General features: G+C 47.0%; 14 protein-coding genes. 11 read left to right on the top strand and 3 right to left on the bottom strand.

Annotation, left to right across the window (positions count from 1 at the left end; genetic code table 11):
- Positions 1-2 precede the first annotated feature (2 nt).
- The 6 genes from NST38_RS26455 (at position 3) to NST38_RS26430 (ending at position 4,170) form a co-directional block, all read left to right on the top strand.
- Positions 3-326: an ArsR/SmtB family transcription factor gene (locus NST38_RS26455; RefSeq protein WP_341344170.1), complete on the top strand. Its 324-nt coding sequence runs from the start codon at positions 3-5 to the stop codon at positions 324-326.
- Positions 327-468: 142 nt separating this feature from the next.
- A complete protein-coding gene (locus tag NST38_RS26450) occupies positions 469-657 on the top strand; it encodes a hypothetical protein (RefSeq protein ID WP_074096524.1) in 189 nt (62 codons plus the stop codon).
- An 83-nt stretch (positions 658-740) separates the two neighbouring features.
- Positions 741-1,661: a helix-turn-helix transcriptional regulator gene (locus NST38_RS26445; RefSeq protein ID WP_341344169.1), complete on the top strand. Its 921-nt coding sequence runs from the start codon at positions 741-743 to the stop codon at positions 1,659-1,661.
- Positions 1,662-1,689: 28 nt separating this feature from the next.
- Entirely contained in the window at positions 1,690-2,688 is a 999-nt protein-coding gene (locus tag NST38_RS26440; protein ID WP_256720159.1) for a C39 family peptidase, read from the top strand.
- 26 nt (positions 2,689-2,714) lie between these two features.
- Complete coding sequence (locus tag NST38_RS26435) at positions 2,715-3,731, top strand: hypothetical protein (RefSeq protein WP_341344168.1); 1,017 nt, start codon at positions 2,715-2,717, stop codon at positions 3,729-3,731.
- A gap of 247 nt (positions 3,732-3,978) precedes the next feature.
- A complete protein-coding gene (locus NST38_RS26430) occupies positions 3,979-4,170 on the top strand; it encodes an aspartyl-phosphate phosphatase Spo0E family protein (protein WP_036606805.1) in 192 nt (63 codons plus the stop codon).
- Between the two features lie 45 nt (positions 4,171-4,215).
- Here the strand turns inward: NST38_RS26430 and NST38_RS26425 are convergent, their stop codons facing one another.
- Both NST38_RS26425 and NST38_RS26420 read right to left on the bottom strand, forming a co-directional pair.
- A complete protein-coding gene (locus tag NST38_RS26425; RefSeq protein ID WP_036606808.1) occupies positions 4,216-5,094 on the bottom strand; it encodes a carbohydrate ABC transporter permease in 879 nt (292 codons plus the stop codon).
- 132 nt (positions 5,095-5,226) lie between these two features.
- Positions 5,227-6,147, bottom strand: a complete 921-nt coding sequence (locus NST38_RS26420) for an ABC transporter permease (RefSeq protein ID WP_101314588.1) — start codon at positions 6,145-6,147, stop codon at positions 5,227-5,229.
- A gap of 315 nt (positions 6,148-6,462) precedes the next feature.
- Here NST38_RS26420 and NST38_RS26415 point away from each other — a divergent pair, with 315 nt between their 5' ends.
- From NST38_RS26415 to NST38_RS26405, 3 genes are all read left to right on the top strand, one after another.
- Positions 6,463-8,223 carry a sensor histidine kinase gene (locus NST38_RS26415; RefSeq protein ID WP_101314579.1) on the top strand — a complete coding sequence of 587 codons (1,761 nt, stop codon included), beginning with the start codon at positions 6,463-6,465 and terminating at the stop codon, positions 8,221-8,223.
- On the top strand, positions 8,198-9,790 hold the full coding sequence (locus NST38_RS26410) for a response regulator transcription factor (RefSeq protein WP_101314580.1): 1,593 nt from the start codon (positions 8,198-8,200) through the stop codon (positions 9,788-9,790). Before NST38_RS26415 ends, NST38_RS26410 begins: the two co-directional genes overlap by 26 nt.
- A gap of 239 nt (positions 9,791-10,029) precedes the next feature.
- The gene (locus tag NST38_RS26405; RefSeq protein ID WP_076328860.1) at positions 10,030-11,682 is read left to right on the top strand and encodes an extracellular solute-binding protein; all 1,653 of its coding nucleotides are present in this window, start codon (positions 10,030-10,032) and stop codon (positions 11,680-11,682) included.
- A gap of 122 nt (positions 11,683-11,804) precedes the next feature.
- Here the strand turns inward: NST38_RS26405 and NST38_RS26400 are convergent, their stop codons facing one another.
- Positions 11,805-12,047, bottom strand: a complete 243-nt coding sequence (locus tag NST38_RS26400; RefSeq protein WP_036606815.1) for a DUF7662 domain-containing protein — start codon at positions 12,045-12,047, stop codon at positions 11,805-11,807.
- A gap of 297 nt (positions 12,048-12,344) precedes the next feature.
- Between NST38_RS26400 and NST38_RS26395 the strand changes: the two genes are divergently transcribed.
- Complete coding sequence (locus tag NST38_RS26395) at positions 12,345-14,063, top strand: DUF6138 family protein (RefSeq protein WP_341344167.1); 1,719 nt, start codon at positions 12,345-12,347, stop codon at positions 14,061-14,063.
- An 89-nt stretch (positions 14,064-14,152) separates the two neighbouring features.
- A complete protein-coding gene (locus NST38_RS26390; RefSeq protein WP_341344166.1) occupies positions 14,153-15,205 on the top strand; it encodes a hypothetical protein in 1,053 nt (350 codons plus the stop codon).
- The last annotated feature ends 9 nt before the right edge of the window (positions 15,206-15,214 follow it).

Here is a 15,214-nt window from a genome sequence, read left to right as displayed (position 1 = left end):
GTATGAAGATTTTACATCATCCACAGGTGTCAGATATTGAACTTTCCTCCGTATTGTATGCGTTAAGCGACCCGACCCGTCTTGGGATTGTTGCCGAAGCAGCGAGAAGCGGGGAGCAACCGTGCAGTCATTTTCATGCACCTGTTGTGAAGTCAACGATGTCGCATCACATTCGGACCCTGCGAGAAGCTGGAGTCATTCGGGTCAGAGTGCAGGGCACACAGCATTTTCTCACCCTGCGATCCGATGATTTGGAAACGCGCTTTCCAGGACTCCTGCAACCGTTATTGCAGGCCGCAACTCAGTCGAGCACAGATCCTTCCTAAAGGTTGTCCTTTCTTCAGGTCGAAGAGGGGACATTTTTATTTTTTGAAATACTTCTAAAACTGATGCGACATTCTGTGTCGTACCAGGCCCTATATAATAACGGTGAACACACAAACCATATCGAAAAGAGGTTCACAACCATTGGCAAAAACTAAAAGAGGACGCGTTTTGTGGAGTCTTCCTTCCAGAGGCCGGGGAACATGCCCGGTGTGTAGCAGTACCCGAATTAAATTGTTGTATACGCAAACAAAAACAGACGGTACAAGTCTGAAAGTATGCAAGAAATGCTTCAAAGCCGTGCAATCCAGAGTGGATAAGGCACATGTATAACATAACTGGCCTGTTCTTCGGAACGGGCCATGTCTTTTGATATAATCGAATATATTAAGAATGGATGAGATGGGGGCGGGAAGATGAGTAACATGCATCGGATTCACTGGTTTGACGAACAGATTCGGGGTGGACGTTTTCCGAATAGCAGCTGGCTTGCCCGTGAATTTGAAATCTCCCGTCGTCAGGCTCAGCGTGATATTGAATATATGGCAAGTTCCTTGCGAGCCCCTTTGGTGTATATGGCAAAATATCGGGGCTATTGTTATGAGGATCAGACTTTTCGATTGCCCCATTTGTATATGACCGAAGAAGAGCAGCGTGTGCTGAAATATCTGGCGCATCGTTACCGGCATTACGATTATGATCAATCGGATGCGGTGAAACGTGTAGCGCATTTACTGGAGCGTTTTACGTTGGAGGAACAACAGATGGGAAGTAGTGAGCTCCCAGTGTTTTCGGCGCAACCGAAGCAGCTGCAATTCTTTGAATTGTTGTCCCACGCCATAACCGACTTGCGCAGAGTACATATTCATTACAGGGATCACGATGGAGAACGGCAGTTTTCCTTGTGTCCATTAAAGATGATTTCCCAGTTTAACGCCGATTACGTGGTGGGTTATGAAGCAGACCCTGTACAGCAAGTGGCCATTCGCTTGGAGGGCATTGTTCATGTATCGATCTTGAATGAGAGATTTGAGTACAAGTCAGATGCTCTCCTAGGTGGATGGGAAGAAACACTGCCTGTGCGTAAACCGTTTGTAGCTGAGGTTCGCTTGAAGGAATTGCAGCAAATGGACCTATGGCAAGGGTATCGTATCCAGGCTAGGCACGATCAGATTTATTCAATTGAATTTTATGACACGGACGCTTTCTTACAGCATTTGTTTGTTAGTGAATGGGAGGAACTTTTGTCTCCTGGGTGGCTTAGACGCAAGCTTCAGCAAAGCGCAGAAGGATTAATTGACAGGCTCGCGATACAAGGTAAGCAAAACGTGGAATAAAGCAGCATAGAGAGGAGAAGATCCATCCTTGGCTGAGAACATTTTAGATAACCTCATCATGAAGCGGGAGTCCAAATCGTACGTGGATAGTCTGCATGCGATACTAACCCATACAGGCCAGTTTCAAGGTTCCAAGGTTGTACTTGCCGGATATACGGGCATGGCTTTCAAGCTGTCGGTACATCGCAGACTACTTCCCATGTCGGTTACAGCGTATGGACAATGGGGGGAAGCACATCGTCCCGGAGTCGATAACCTGGGGATATTCACGATCTGGGATGGGGGACGTACACGTCATTCCACGTTCGGTTATTATCAGCAGGATGCAGTGAATTGGGTGAGACGGAGTATTGATGAAGGCACTGGTGTGATTTACTGGATTCCTGAGTTCGGTGTTATTCATGGATATGATGACAGTGACCGCATCTTTTATGTGCAAGACGGATGGAGCAAGGAACCGCAGATTTTGTTGTATGACAATTTTGGCTTGAACTTTACCGGATTTTGGTATTGTCAGGTATTTGGTGATCAGGTCCGCATCCCTGAACAACAGATGCTGCTGGAATCCCTGAGACTGGCGATTGAGGATTGGGATATTCCCTATCGACTGTTACCTGATCAGAATATTGCTTCAGGTAGAAAGGCATATGATGTGTGGGTGGAGGCCCTACGGAGTGGGGATTTTGATGAATCCGGTGCGGCTTATATTTTGGAATCCTTCTGCCATGCTCGAACTGAAATAAGGATGTATTTGCAGGATGTTGGAGGGATATGGAACGAACTGGACCAGGCTTATGCATGTTATGAACAGCTTGGGACGTTAATTGAGCAAATAAAAGGATATATAGTTCAGCAGGAAAATAGACGTGTCTTGCGACCAGATACGACAGAAGATCTAGCACGGGTACTAGTGAAGGCAAAAGCATTGGAAGAGCAGGCTATTGATTATTTTCGAGTGATATCCAGGAAGTATCCTGACCGTAAACGGTCCACTGTACCACGGTGGGGGGCACATTCAGCACGATAGAATGAGGGAGGAAGGAGTGACGGATGATGGCAGCCAAAGTATTGCAGGACTTTATTCGCTTCCCGCAAGCCCCAACCTCTGCGGATGAATATAGATCATGGAGCGGTGTGAGCGCATATACAGATGCGTTGTTTCGCATTTTATTACATAAACAGTGGACAGTTTTGCCACACCACATGATTGCAGGCATGACAGCAAGTGCATTCCGATTAGTGGTGGATCGGCGTCTGACGTCAGAGTCAATCTCCGCATACAATTGGATGGCAGAGAACTTTGTCGCAGCAGACTTCATTGGTGTGACAACGGGACAACATGGTGGATTTTCATTTGAACCGACTTTTCCGCTCTATCAGAAGCAGGCTCTGCTGGATATCAAAGCTTCCATTGACCGGGGCGTAGGTGCGATTCTCTGGCACGATCAATTTGTCATTGTTATTGGATATGATGATGCGGAACGGGTGTTATTCATCTGTGAAAGTAAAGGTAATGAAATCATTCGTCTGCCCTATGATTCGTTTGGGAGGAACAGTACACCCTACTGGTATTATCAGGTTCTGGAAGCCTGTGCACCTATCGATTTATGGGAAGTCTGCAAGGAATCGTTAATCCAGGCCGTGTACAAATGGGAAACCCATGACTATATGCTGCCGCCCCAAGATTACGCCTGTGGAGCGGCTGCGTATGCCGCTATTGCTGCTGCTTTGCAGTCAGGAACATATGACGCAGAACAAGCGGCAACTGTACTTCGCTATTATGCCAAATCAAGATTGGATATTGCCTCTTATGTTGCAGGACTTAAGCATCTGTCCATTCAAATGGACCAGCTCATAGACGAGTATGAGCTACTCGCAAACCTGTACACAATGATCATTGAGGAAATAGACAACTCCATCTCTTGGGATTCGAGAGAACCGGAATGTGTGCAAAGAGTAATTGAGCTTATCCGGAAGGCAGGGGCTACGGAACAACGTGCCATTGATGCGATTAAACGTGCCTTTCCAGAGACGATAGGCAATCGTTTTAAGGATGTTGGATTAAGATGAATGGAGCATGATAGAGAAAATTGAAAAACTCAGCAGGAATAAAACCGGACAGGCGCAGCCGATCCGGTTTATTTGTATTGAACATATATGCACATCAACTCATGTGATCCACGCTAATCATAACTTTTACAAGAAAAAATAACCAAAATTTTAATTTTGGGGTAATCCAAATCCCCTCTTGTTCCGAATATTATATTAGATGGTCTTTTTTGGATGATGATATTCAAGGACAACAGGGGGCGGGAGTATGGTACATAATCCGGAAACCATTCAGGAATGTATCGAACATGCACGGCAAAGGCTCTACCAGATTGCAGCTCAATACCCGGAACTATGGCATCCGGAGGTTATTCGCCAATCCATGGTGCTGGATGAGTTAATTAATGAATATAACAATGCAACTCGCGGGAGAACGATCTCGAATCAACTGAAATCATGATCTTTCTGAACAAAGAATTCCAAGAAGGGATTCCGTGTGTTTGCCTTACTCTTTTACCGCCCCGAGCACAATCCCCTTTACGAAGAAACGCTGCAAGAACGGATATACGAGCAGAATCGGCAGAGCCCCAATAAAGATCTGAGCCGCGTTCACCGTACGTTGAGACATGTTCTGGAGCTGCGTTGCATCCACGTTCATGTTGGAGAAATCTTGCTGTACAATTATGGTCTGCATTAACGTGGCGAGTGGATATTTGGAAGCATCATTCATATAGATCAAACCGTCAAACCAGGAATTCCATTGACCTACCATGGTGAATAAGGAGATCGTGGCAATGGCGGGCATGGAAACAGGCAGATAGATTTTGAACAGGGTTGTGATATGGTTGGCTCCATCGATAAATGCGGCTTCTTCCAGCTCTTTTGGCACGTTGCGGAAAAAGTTCATCATGAGAATCAGGTTCCAGACAGCCACCGCTCCCGGCAAAATGAGAGCCCACATCGTATTCATCAATCCAAGCTTCTGGATCAAAATATAGGATGGAATCAATCCCCCGCTGAACAGCATCGTGAAGATGAAAAACCACGCATATAACGAACGTCCTTTAAAGTGCAGACTCTCCTTGGATAACGGATAAGCCGTCAGGAAAACAAGTGTCATACTGAGCAGTGTGCCAAGAACGGTACGTTGGACTGAAATCCAGAGTGCGCTGATAAAGTTACTGTTACCAAATGTTTTGGTATAGGCGTCCACCGTAAAATCAATCGGCCATAGTGTTACCAGATTGGCGGATGCTGCCGCTTTACCACTGAAGGAAACCGCCAGAATATGGACGAGCGGCAGGATGCACAGGATCGAGACGGCCGCGATGAATATCAGGTTGAAACCATTGAATATACGGTACCCGGTTGTTTTGTGATACACCTTGATTCCTCCTCTGCATTTTGCATAATTCGATTTGAATCGCTCGCGTGTACAAGATATAGACGAACTGAACCATTTCGATCTCTATCTTTCTTATTGAAAGTCGCTGTCTGGATTTATGCAAAATGCTTCTTAAAAAATACGGTAATTGGCGATTTTGTACGCCATCCGGTACGCAGAGATGACCAGGAACATCGCGACAAATGATTTGAATAGTCCAACAGCGGTCGCAAAGCTCATTTTGCCATTCAGAATTCCCATCCGGTAGACAAAGGTATCGATAATATCGCCTTTCTCATATACCAGCGGATTGTACAGGTTAAAGATCTGGTCAAAACCTGCATTCAGGATGTTGCCCAGCGATAACGTACCTACCACGATAATCATCGGTACGAGTGCAGGCAGGGTAATATGTAATGTCTGTCTAAGCCGTGTTGCCCCATCCACCTCCGAAGCCTCATACAATGCCGGGTTAATACCCGCCAGTGCTGCCAGAAATACAATCGTTCCGAATCCAAACTCCTTCCACACATCACTGACAACCACCGTTACACGGAACCAGTCGCCATCTCCCAGAAAAAAGATCGGTTCAACACTAGCCGCGGCTAAAACCTGGTTTACCAGCCCACCTTCCGGTGATAACATATCGAGCAGAATGCCGCCCAGGACAACCCAGGACAGGAAATGGGGCAGATACACCAAGGTCTGTGAGAAACGTTTGAATGTAGAGTTCCGAACCTCATTTAGCAAAATGGCGAACACCACGGGGGCCACAAGTCCGGCCACAATTTTCATCGAAGCAATCAGCACCGTGTTCCAGATGACCTGAACGCTGTCGGGATATTCGAACATGAACCTGAAGTTATCCCAGCCCACCCATTTGGATCCAGTGAACCCCAGCCACGGTTTGAAGTCTTGAAAAGCAATAATAATGCCGCCCATGGGCACATAGGCGAACAGTAATGTGAGCAGTACAGCAGGCAGCAGCATCAGATGCAACGGCCACGTGCGTTTGAAATTCCAGCGGGTACGTTTGCGTGGATGGGGTGTCATTTTTCGCACCGGCGTATTGGTTGTTAACGGTTGTTCGATAGCCATCAGGGTCCCTCCTTTATCTCGTCCAGCCCTGAAAGTGAGGCGAATAAGCCTCTGTACAGAGTGGAGCAACTGAATTATAGCAACGGAGAAAGGTCGACTATAGAACAACATTTCAATGCGGATGTTGAAATATTAACTTGTTGAGGAAACAGAGGTCTTCAAGTCATAGGAAAACGGGAGAACAAAAAATCATATAGAATTGTAAGGGCTTTCAATATAAAATAGGACTTCGGTGTAGAACGACTTCAAATTCAGGGACAGGGTGAAACAATGAAATTCACAGTATTTGCGAAGACGGTCATTCTCTTAATCTGCCTGCTCGTACCCATTCTGCTGCTGTATACATACGCGAACCAGGCAAATGTGGACATGGTCGTTGAAGAGAAACAACAGTCGAGTCTGAACCAGTTCAATTATTTCAGTTCGCAGGTGGATAAAAATATCGAGCAGCTCTCGCTGTATGGCCTGACATTGCTGCGAGATCCGAGTATCCTGCATTACCGTTACATGACGGACTCCACCAGCCAATATGAGAAGAACAGTATCTATCTGGATATTCTCGACAAATTATCGTTGTACCAGTCCACCAGCCGCTGGAAGAACGATATTACCATTGTCCTGCCACAAGCGGAACTTGTGTTATCCACCATGTCCAGCCGGACGGTCTACGATGAGAAGATGTTGACGTTTCCGCAACCTGGCCAATGGCAGCTGGAGAAGGGGAGTTTCACCTACTTTTTCACGGATAACTACGAGTGGAATGAAAAACCGGTGAATACAGGCGTGCGAACGGTGATGGAGATTAATTTTGACCCGATGAACGTGGTTGCCATGTTGGATGATTTCAAAGAGACACAAGGCGGAGATCCTTTCTTGCTGGTACCAGGTAACGATCCGTTGCTGAATCGTATGGCGGACCCCGAACTGGTCGAAGCGATTATGCGTGATATGCCCTTTAACGGGCCGGAGAGGGAAGGCAATCATCAATTGGAGGTGGGCGGTAAACAATATCTGGTCAGCTATGTGCACTCCAAACAACTGCAAGCGGTATACGTGAACCCGGTGGTATTGGATGATTTGTTAACCCCGATGGACAAGAGCCGAAATATGTTTATTACCTCCATTTTGTTACTGCTCGTGCTGAGTATCGGGGCTGCACTGCTTTTGTATCGAAAAGTTCAGGTGCCCATCCATCGTTTGATGAGAGGGCTGCAACAGATTCGCAAAGGGCAGCTGTCTACACGGATTCCGGTCGATCACTCCCGTGATGAATTCGCGTATCTCACCCAGAGCTTCAACCATATGGCAGAGCAGATTCAGGAACTGATCGAGAAGGTATATGAGGAACGTATCCGTTCACGGGAAGCCACATTGAAACATCTACAATCACAGATCAATCCCCATTTCCTGTACAACTGCCTGTTTTATATCAAAAATATGACCCAGCTTGGCAACCGTGAAGCGGTTATTGCCATGTCGCTAAGTCTGGGAGACTACTATCGCTACATTACGCGGGGCGAGAATGACATGACAACAGTGGAAGAAGAGATTCGGCTGCTGGACCATTATCTGTCCATTCAACAGATGCGGACCAACCGGCTGACCTACGAGATTGCCGTACCGCAGCAACTGATGCAGCTTCACATTCCGCGACTGCTCATTCAACCCATCGTAGAGAATGCGGTGATCCATGGCATTGAGCCGATGGAGGGCAGTGGGCATGTCGTCGTAACGGGGATGGCGGTACCCGAACATATTGAGGGTCGGAAATATACAAGATATAGCCTGTTTGTTGACAATGATGGTGTCACGCTGACAGCGGAAGAGATTGCCGAATTGGAACGGGAGATCAATGAACCGATGGGTGAGGAGATTGGAACAGGCACGTGGAATGTGCACCAGCGTCTCGTTACGCGATATGGGATGTCGTCGGGGCTTCATTTTGGAGCGATTCCCTATGGTGGACTTAGTGTAGAAATTCGATGGTTTGAGGAGGAACAACCGCATGATGAATCTGATGGTCGTGGATGATGAACATTCGGCAGTCGAGTCGATCGCTGTCTCGATACCGTGGAGAGAACACGGGATTGGTCAAGTATTCAAAGCCTATTCAGTCAAAGAAGCCTTGGAACATATGGCATCACATCAGGTCCATATTATTATCACGGATATCCGTATGCCGGGTATGTCCGGTCTGGATCTGGTCAGTCACATCCGCCAAAAGTGGGAACAGACCAAATGTATTATTTTATCGGGGCATGCTTCCTTCGATTATGCGAAGCAGGCACTCAAACATGGGACAGTCAGTTATCTGCTCAAGCCGGTCCGAGATGAGGAACTGATCGAATCCGTGCAGCAGGCCGTAGTGCAGATTCGCCTTGAGGGTGAGAAACAAATGCTGCATCAGCGGGCCATGTATTCCGTGAGGGAACATCTGCCCGAGAAGCGGGCAGAACTGATGAAGGATGTATTGTTAGGCCATAAATTTGCGGATGCTGAACTCCAAGGCAAGCTGGAGCAATTGGAGATTGAGTTCCGTCCACAGGATAAAATGCAACTGCTGCTCATCCGGTATGATGACCATCAACCTACACATAAAGCGTTTCGATTGATGAAGTACGCCATCTCGAATGTAGTGGAAGAGATCTACGGCAGTACCTATCATCTCTGCCATACGGATGATGCCTATGATGATCTGGTCTTCATGGCCAGTCCCAAACAAACTCAGGCCGAACCAGAAATGTTAATGGGCCGACTTGGAGAGCGGTTGATCCACAGTGTGAGGCAGTATCTGAACGCGACCATTTCCCTGTCCGTTAGTCGTAGGGGGCGTTTCCCAGATCAGGTGCCGCAGCTATATCATCAAGCTGTGAGTGCACTTCGCAAGCAGGCCGAGGCGGGCAAAAGATTACATTTGAATGCGGCGGCAGGAACCAATGGGGCCACGTTGAAGTCTCTTGCAGCGCTGTATGAACCACCGGGTCTGACGACGTTACTGGAAGCCGGGCGCATGGAGGATGCACACCGCAAGATTGATCAGATCTTTGCCGAACTGTCGAACAGTGTGTTCCCGGAACATGTGTATGTGGCTTTTCATTATCTGGCGGCAGCATTCTCCTATATGGCTCATCGGGAAGGAAGACAGTTAGCCGAAGTGCTTGGGGAGCAGTACCAGCAGTTGCTCAAGGATGGTTATGGTATCTCGCTGCGTAGTCTGGAAACGTGGACTCGGTCTGTAATGCAGCAGTGGGCAGAGAGCACAAGCGATGTGGGACAGGATGCCGGATCAACGCTGATTAGGCAGGTACAGCAATGGATTGACCATCATCTTGGCGAGGATTTATCGTTACAAGTCATTGCAGGAGAGGTGCATCTGCACCCCGTCTATCTGTCGAAAATGTACAAACAATCCACAGGTGAAGGCATTAGTGATTATATTATCCGTTCCAGAATGGAACGTGCGGTTCATTTGCTGAAGCATACGGCGATGAAGATCTATGAAGTTGGTCAGGAAGTGGGGTACAATAATACACCTTATTTCATTCAGGTGTTCCGCAAACATTATGGACTGACCCCGCAAGATTTTCGGAACGGTTAACAAATCGATATGAACATTGAAATTGTGATATATGTTTGCCTCCCCGGCTGCACTATCCTTTTCATGTAAGGTGCATTTGGCATCAATCCAATCAGCGACTTGCATCAGCAAAATAAGGATCGAAATGGTGTTGTTCGTCCATATTTTGTACCCGTGAGCGGTTGAAATCGAATGATGGCAAATGCAGAGGTGCATTTGGCACGTAAGGGTATCCAAGTTACCTGAGGAGGGGTTAGTTCATGTATAGAAAAATGATGACGGCATTGCTCGCAATCACGATGGTTGCTGTAACGGCATGTAGTTCGGGGGCCAAGGAAGAACCGGCGAAGGAAGCCGCTGCACCACTTGCTCTGCAAGATGGGAAGTATGAACCGGCGGTACAGATGAGTTATTTGCGGGCCTGGAATGATGATACGAAATTCAAGAACGGGGAAACAGCCCAGAACAATGTGCATACCAAATGGGCCAAGGAACGGCTTGGCATCGATCTGACTACGCCATGGGCTGTATCGGTGACCAATGATGCATTTTACACGAAATTACGCTTGTCCCTGTCCGCTAACGAAGAACTGCCGGATATCGTCTCCATTCGGGGAGACTACAATCTGGTCCGGGAATTAATTGAGTCCGGCAAATTTGCCAATGCAGGCGAGTTGTTTGACAAATACGCTTCAGACACATGGAAACAGGCATCCGAATCAGCATCCGAGGAATGGTATCCATACATGTATGAGGGCGAGCGTTATGGCATTCCAATCTTCGATTATGCCTACAACGGCGATTCGGTCATGTTTATCCGGGAAGACTGGCTGAAGAAGCTGGGACTGGAAGAACCAAAAACCATGGATGAACTGGTTACGGTCATGGATGCTTTTACGAATCAGGACCCGGATGGGAACGGTAAGAAAGATACGTATGGTCTGACCGTGGGCATGAAAAATGCGCTCAATACCTGGATGACGGAATCCGGCTGGATCTTCGGCATGTACAACACGATGCCTGGACAGTGGAATGATGCCGGAGACGGAACACTGCAATATGGCTCCATTCAGCCAGGTGTGAAGGAAGGCCTTGCAACGATGAAAGATTGGTTGTCCAAAGGTTACCTGCCCAAAGAAGCGGGTGTCTATGACGAGATCAAGGCAGCAGAATTGTTCACCGCAGGTAAAGCAGGCATTATTGTGGGACCACATTGGATGCCAAACTGGCCGATTGATGATGTGAAGAAAAATGTGGACGGTGCCACGTACAAGGCCATTGCTTTACCTACAGGACCAACAGGTGAGAGCCACCAGCATGGTTCTGGTGCAAGTAACGGCGTTGTACTGATTAACAAAGACATGGCGAACCCGGAGATTTTCTTCACGTACCAAAATTATCTGTTCGACAACTTTGCTAATCCGGAAGTGGGAAGCGAGTTCGAACATGGCTTCGCACAAGGATATGATTATGACATCGTGGATGGCAAAGTCGTTGGTGAAGCTGAAGTGAAGGACGGCGTATCACCACTCAAATATACGATTACGTATGATGGTGCACGGATTCCGAATCTCATGATGGATACGCTGGCGGAACTTGCGAAGGGCAAGGAACCGGAGACTCCTTTTGAGAAAAATACGAAGATTGCCAACAAACCGGAAGTATTTGTAGCCGCTGAGGTGGTCGTTGCGAATAAAGATAACGCCATTAAGAATAAGTTCACCGGGGCACCAACCGAGACGATGAAAATGAAGAAGGACGCAATCGACAAGTTGGAGAAAGATACGTTCAGCAAGATCATCTATGGTCAGGTAGGCATTGAGGAATTTGATGCGTTTGTGACGAAGTGGAAATCCATGGGCGGCGATGATATTACCGCCGAAGTGAACGAGTGGTATAAGACAGTTAATTAATTTACAAAGCAGGGGAGAACTGATGAATTCATCAGTCTACCCTGCTTTTTTTGTCTCGAATAACATTTATGGAAAATAGAACCTTTGGAGTTATAACTATTAATCTATATCGTACAGATCGATTATGACTCGCAGCGGACAAAAGTTACTTGTTTTCCTAGAATCACATTCTCAACCTTCCATCCGGCATTTAACCAGGATAGTGCTTGTGTATGATTATTGGAATTATTCACCCACCATTGTTCGCGATTATACGCTGTAGGGGGTAACGTAAATCCGAGAATCTCCTCAAGCTCTGCGTATGTAAGGGTGATTGAAACTTGATTCAAATAGTTTTCCAAGGGGAAGTATTTGCTGTAGCTCATTTAGTCAGACCTCCTGAAAAGGAATACAATGATTATACAACGTGGGGATGACGATAGCGAGGGCATGCCGAGAGCGTACATAGATATGAAAAAAAAGGAATCCGTAGATCTCTCTTACTAGCAAGCAACCGTGCGTAAGCCTTATTGTTCCGTTGTACTTGAGAGAGTAAAATAATAGGTAGTATACGAACATCAATACGTATGTATAACATAGATGTCCCGGATTGACCCGGGATTCATAGAGGTTCAAGTGTGTTTGATGAACATCATAAGATGCATGGGAAGGCAGGAGATTAGATGAGTACACTTTATGATCAGGCGATGGAAGAGATGATGACGACGATCCATGAATGGTTTGATGAACAGGAAAAGCGGGATGACTTGGAAAGTGTTGTGAAGCGAACCACACTGCAAATGGGTATTTTTAATGATATTGTACTGGATTACAAACCTGGACGGACCACGGTAGACAGCCTGGATCTGGGTTTGGATGATGATGATGTGAAATCAAAGCAGGCAGGAGTCTTTACCGAGGAAGAGGTACGTAACGAGATCGGGCCTAAGCTTGTAGAGGTTGTTCAGGGAAGATTGGACAAGTTGGCAGATACTCCGTTGATTGACTACCGCTTCACCTTGCGAGGGAAATTCCCAACAACCGAAGGCAAGCTGCAACTGACTTTATTGGAATGGATCAACGCAGAGAAAAGAAAGCTGCTCCTTGAGCGTATTCATACCTATGTGGACAAGAATCTGGAGAACAGTACATATCCAACGAAGCCATTGGAATCCTTCTTTTTGACAAGTCATCTGCTCGATCCAAAGTTGTTCCCGGAGTTGGATGTAGCATGGACGATCAGGCAGTATGACCGGATACAAGAGTTGAATCAGGGGCGTCCGGAGGCACTTGCGGAACATCGTGGTGAGATAACTTCTGCAGTGACGGCATGGGCGGAGAATCAGTTTTTGCCACAGTATTATGATGTTCAGTCTTCGCCTTATCGTACCAATGAGTATTCACTAAAACCAGGAGCAACGCTGGAGTCGAACGTTGAGACACAGGAAGGCCAACATTTGGACGAGCCTAGGAAGGCGCAAACATCCGAAACTCAATCAATCGATCTGCTATTATATGCGGCGGTCATGATTCTACGTTTTGAGCCCAGTTATAGTAAATCCAAAGGTGTGACTTTTCTGGAACTCGCGAAGCAACTCGGTAGCAAACGTGCGGCACGTATGATGACAGAAGGTAGCGGAACGTATGCGAAGGACGATATTCATGTGAAAACGGAAGAAGTAGAATGCAAAGCAAATGATGTATTTGCTCTGATGACTATTCACATTCGTAAGGAAGAGGCTGGTGCCTATCAACAGGCACTTACCTTTATCACTCATTTATTGAAACAGGGCTTTCCGAAAAGTTATAAGATCAAGCTCAAGTCCAGCGTAAAGCAGTATTTGCCGATCAAAGGGCTCGCGAAGTCGGATACCCACCGATTCTTTGCCAATGCACTGGAGTACCCGGAGCTACATCCACTCCTGGAAGAGTATGCGCGTGAGGCTATCCAAGAGTTTGAGTTCTACGAGGATACCGAGGGAGAGAAAAGCTGTATGCCGGGCAGTTATGCAACCTTTGGACTGGGGCTTGTGGATGAGCAGTATTTCCCGTTGGTTGAATATTACATGGGTGAAGTGGATGATGAGCATCAGTTGATTCAGGATAAGTTCATTGCGGCATTTGTAGAACAACAGGGTGTCACGGCTCAAGCCATACCTGCGTTAGTCGCCAGCTTGCGTCGTTCGACCGATAGTCTGAAGCTGAAGATTCAGCCCGAACTGGAGAATGAGGAAATACTCGAACTGCTGGTTAGACAAATTCAAGAACTTGAGCATTATGAAGCGGAACGTGTACTCTATCCGATCTTTGGCAAAGTGGAGAAACTCTCAACGCTTGCTCGCAAGGCCGAGGGAAGACGGAAGGAATTATTGATGGAACTTTTGCAGGCCGCAGAGAAATAAAAATGTAAACAACACAAGTAAGATTGTGCTGTGCCAGCCAGTAAGTATTTTAGTGAAGTGAAAGTGCATAAGGAAAGGTGGGGGAAGTTGTGGAGGCATTGAGACGAGACATGTGGCAGGCGTTGAATGCTCAGGACAAAGAGGCTTGGATGCGTAAGCTTGTTCGTCAGTTACCAGATGGTATGGTATATGAGGGCCTCGAGACATTTGAACGATTTGGTCAGCGGATGGAGACAGGTGTATTTACGGAGGATGGGCTGAGATTTGTGTTTGTCCCTGGGGATCAAGTAACACTCGGCTGGTATCGTTGGCAGCATGGTATGAACGAAGAGACCTCAGCCGACCTGCATGAAACGGTCAGTGAGTATGGTGTGGAGGACGTGGATTCGTTTCTGGCGAGTCAGATGTCACCTGTAAGAATGGTCAACATTGCGCCGATGCTTGTTGAATGCGAACTGATCTCACTTGGCTGGATTGAAGTGTCCAAGGAGGAAGCATTTGCACAGGAAAATTCTGATTTCCCGTCAGCACTGGAGCAGTTTAAGCAGTCGGAAATACGTGAATATGAATTGCATCAACAATTCCGTCTGATTCGCCAAAGTGAGAATGAAGTCCGAATCCTGTGGTTCAACGAAGGAATAGAGTTGGAAGATGTTGTGAGGGAGGAAGCTGCAGCGGGTTTTGGTTTACTAACCGAAGACGAATGGGAGTATATCTATGGCGGCGGTTGTCGCACGTTATTTCCCTGGGGTGACAGCTTCGACTATACGATGAGATTGAAGCACTTTGGAAGTCTGGAAGGCGTGGATGAAATTGTGGATGGATTGGCAGAGACGGCCTCTTCACGGGTTGAAGAAAAGGATGATTGTCCTTATGATCTCGAAATGCCAAATTTCTTCGGGGCGCAATTTGCTGGTGATCCCTACAAGTATGAGCTTACGCTCGATTCGTCTGGGGATGTGATGCCCAAAGGCGGAGACGGCGGGAGCCTGATATGTGGTGGAACAGGGCCGCTGGTTGGTTTCTTGCCTGCTGCTGCGGTCTATTATCGAGACATGAATGCCAGCGAACTTGACTGGGAGGATTTGATGGATACGATGATGTATCGTAGGGTTGTTCGTTTGGCTGAACTAAAGGTTTGATGGGTTAAC

This window comes from Paenibacillus sp. FSL H8-0104 (assembly GCF_038050215.1).
In the GTDB taxonomy this organism is placed as follows: Bacteria; Bacillota; Bacilli; order Paenibacillales; family Paenibacillaceae; genus Paenibacillus; species Paenibacillus amylolyticus.
The sequence above is the reverse complement of the archived record's forward strand: the minus strand, read 5'-3'. Positions and strand labels throughout refer to the sequence as shown.

Bases quoted from the DNA above. Each gene is read 5' to 3' on its own strand.
- NST38_RS26455 (WP_341344170.1), top strand. From the start codon at position 3: ATGAAGATTTTACATCATCCACAGGTGTCAGATATTGAACTTTCCTCC.
- NST38_RS26445 (WP_341344169.1), top strand. From the start codon at position 741: ATGAGTAACATGCATCGGATTCACTGGTTTGACGAACAGATTCGGGGT.
- NST38_RS26435 (WP_341344168.1), top strand. From the start codon at position 2,715: ATGGCAGCCAAAGTATTGCAGGACTTTATTCGCTTCCCGCAAGCCCCA.
- NST38_RS26430 (WP_036606805.1), top strand. From the start codon at position 3,979: ATGGTACATAATCCGGAAACCATTCAGGAATGTATCGAACATGCACGG.
- NST38_RS26420 (WP_101314588.1), bottom strand. From the start codon at position 6,147: ATGACACCCCATCCACGCAAACGTACCCGCTGGAATTTCAAACGCACG.
- NST38_RS26415 (WP_101314579.1), top strand. From the start codon at position 6,463: ATGAAATTCACAGTATTTGCGAAGACGGTCATTCTCTTAATCTGCCTG.
- NST38_RS26410 (WP_101314580.1), top strand. From the start codon at position 8,198: ATGATGAATCTGATGGTCGTGGATGATGAACATTCGGCAGTCGAGTCG.
- NST38_RS26405 (WP_076328860.1), top strand. From the start codon at position 10,030: ATGTATAGAAAAATGATGACGGCATTGCTCGCAATCACGATGGTTGCT.
- NST38_RS26400 (WP_036606815.1), bottom strand. From the start codon at position 12,047: ATGAGCTACAGCAAATACTTCCCCTTGGAAAACTATTTGAATCAAGTT.
- NST38_RS26395 (WP_341344167.1), top strand. From the start codon at position 12,345: ATGAGTACACTTTATGATCAGGCGATGGAAGAGATGATGACGACGATC.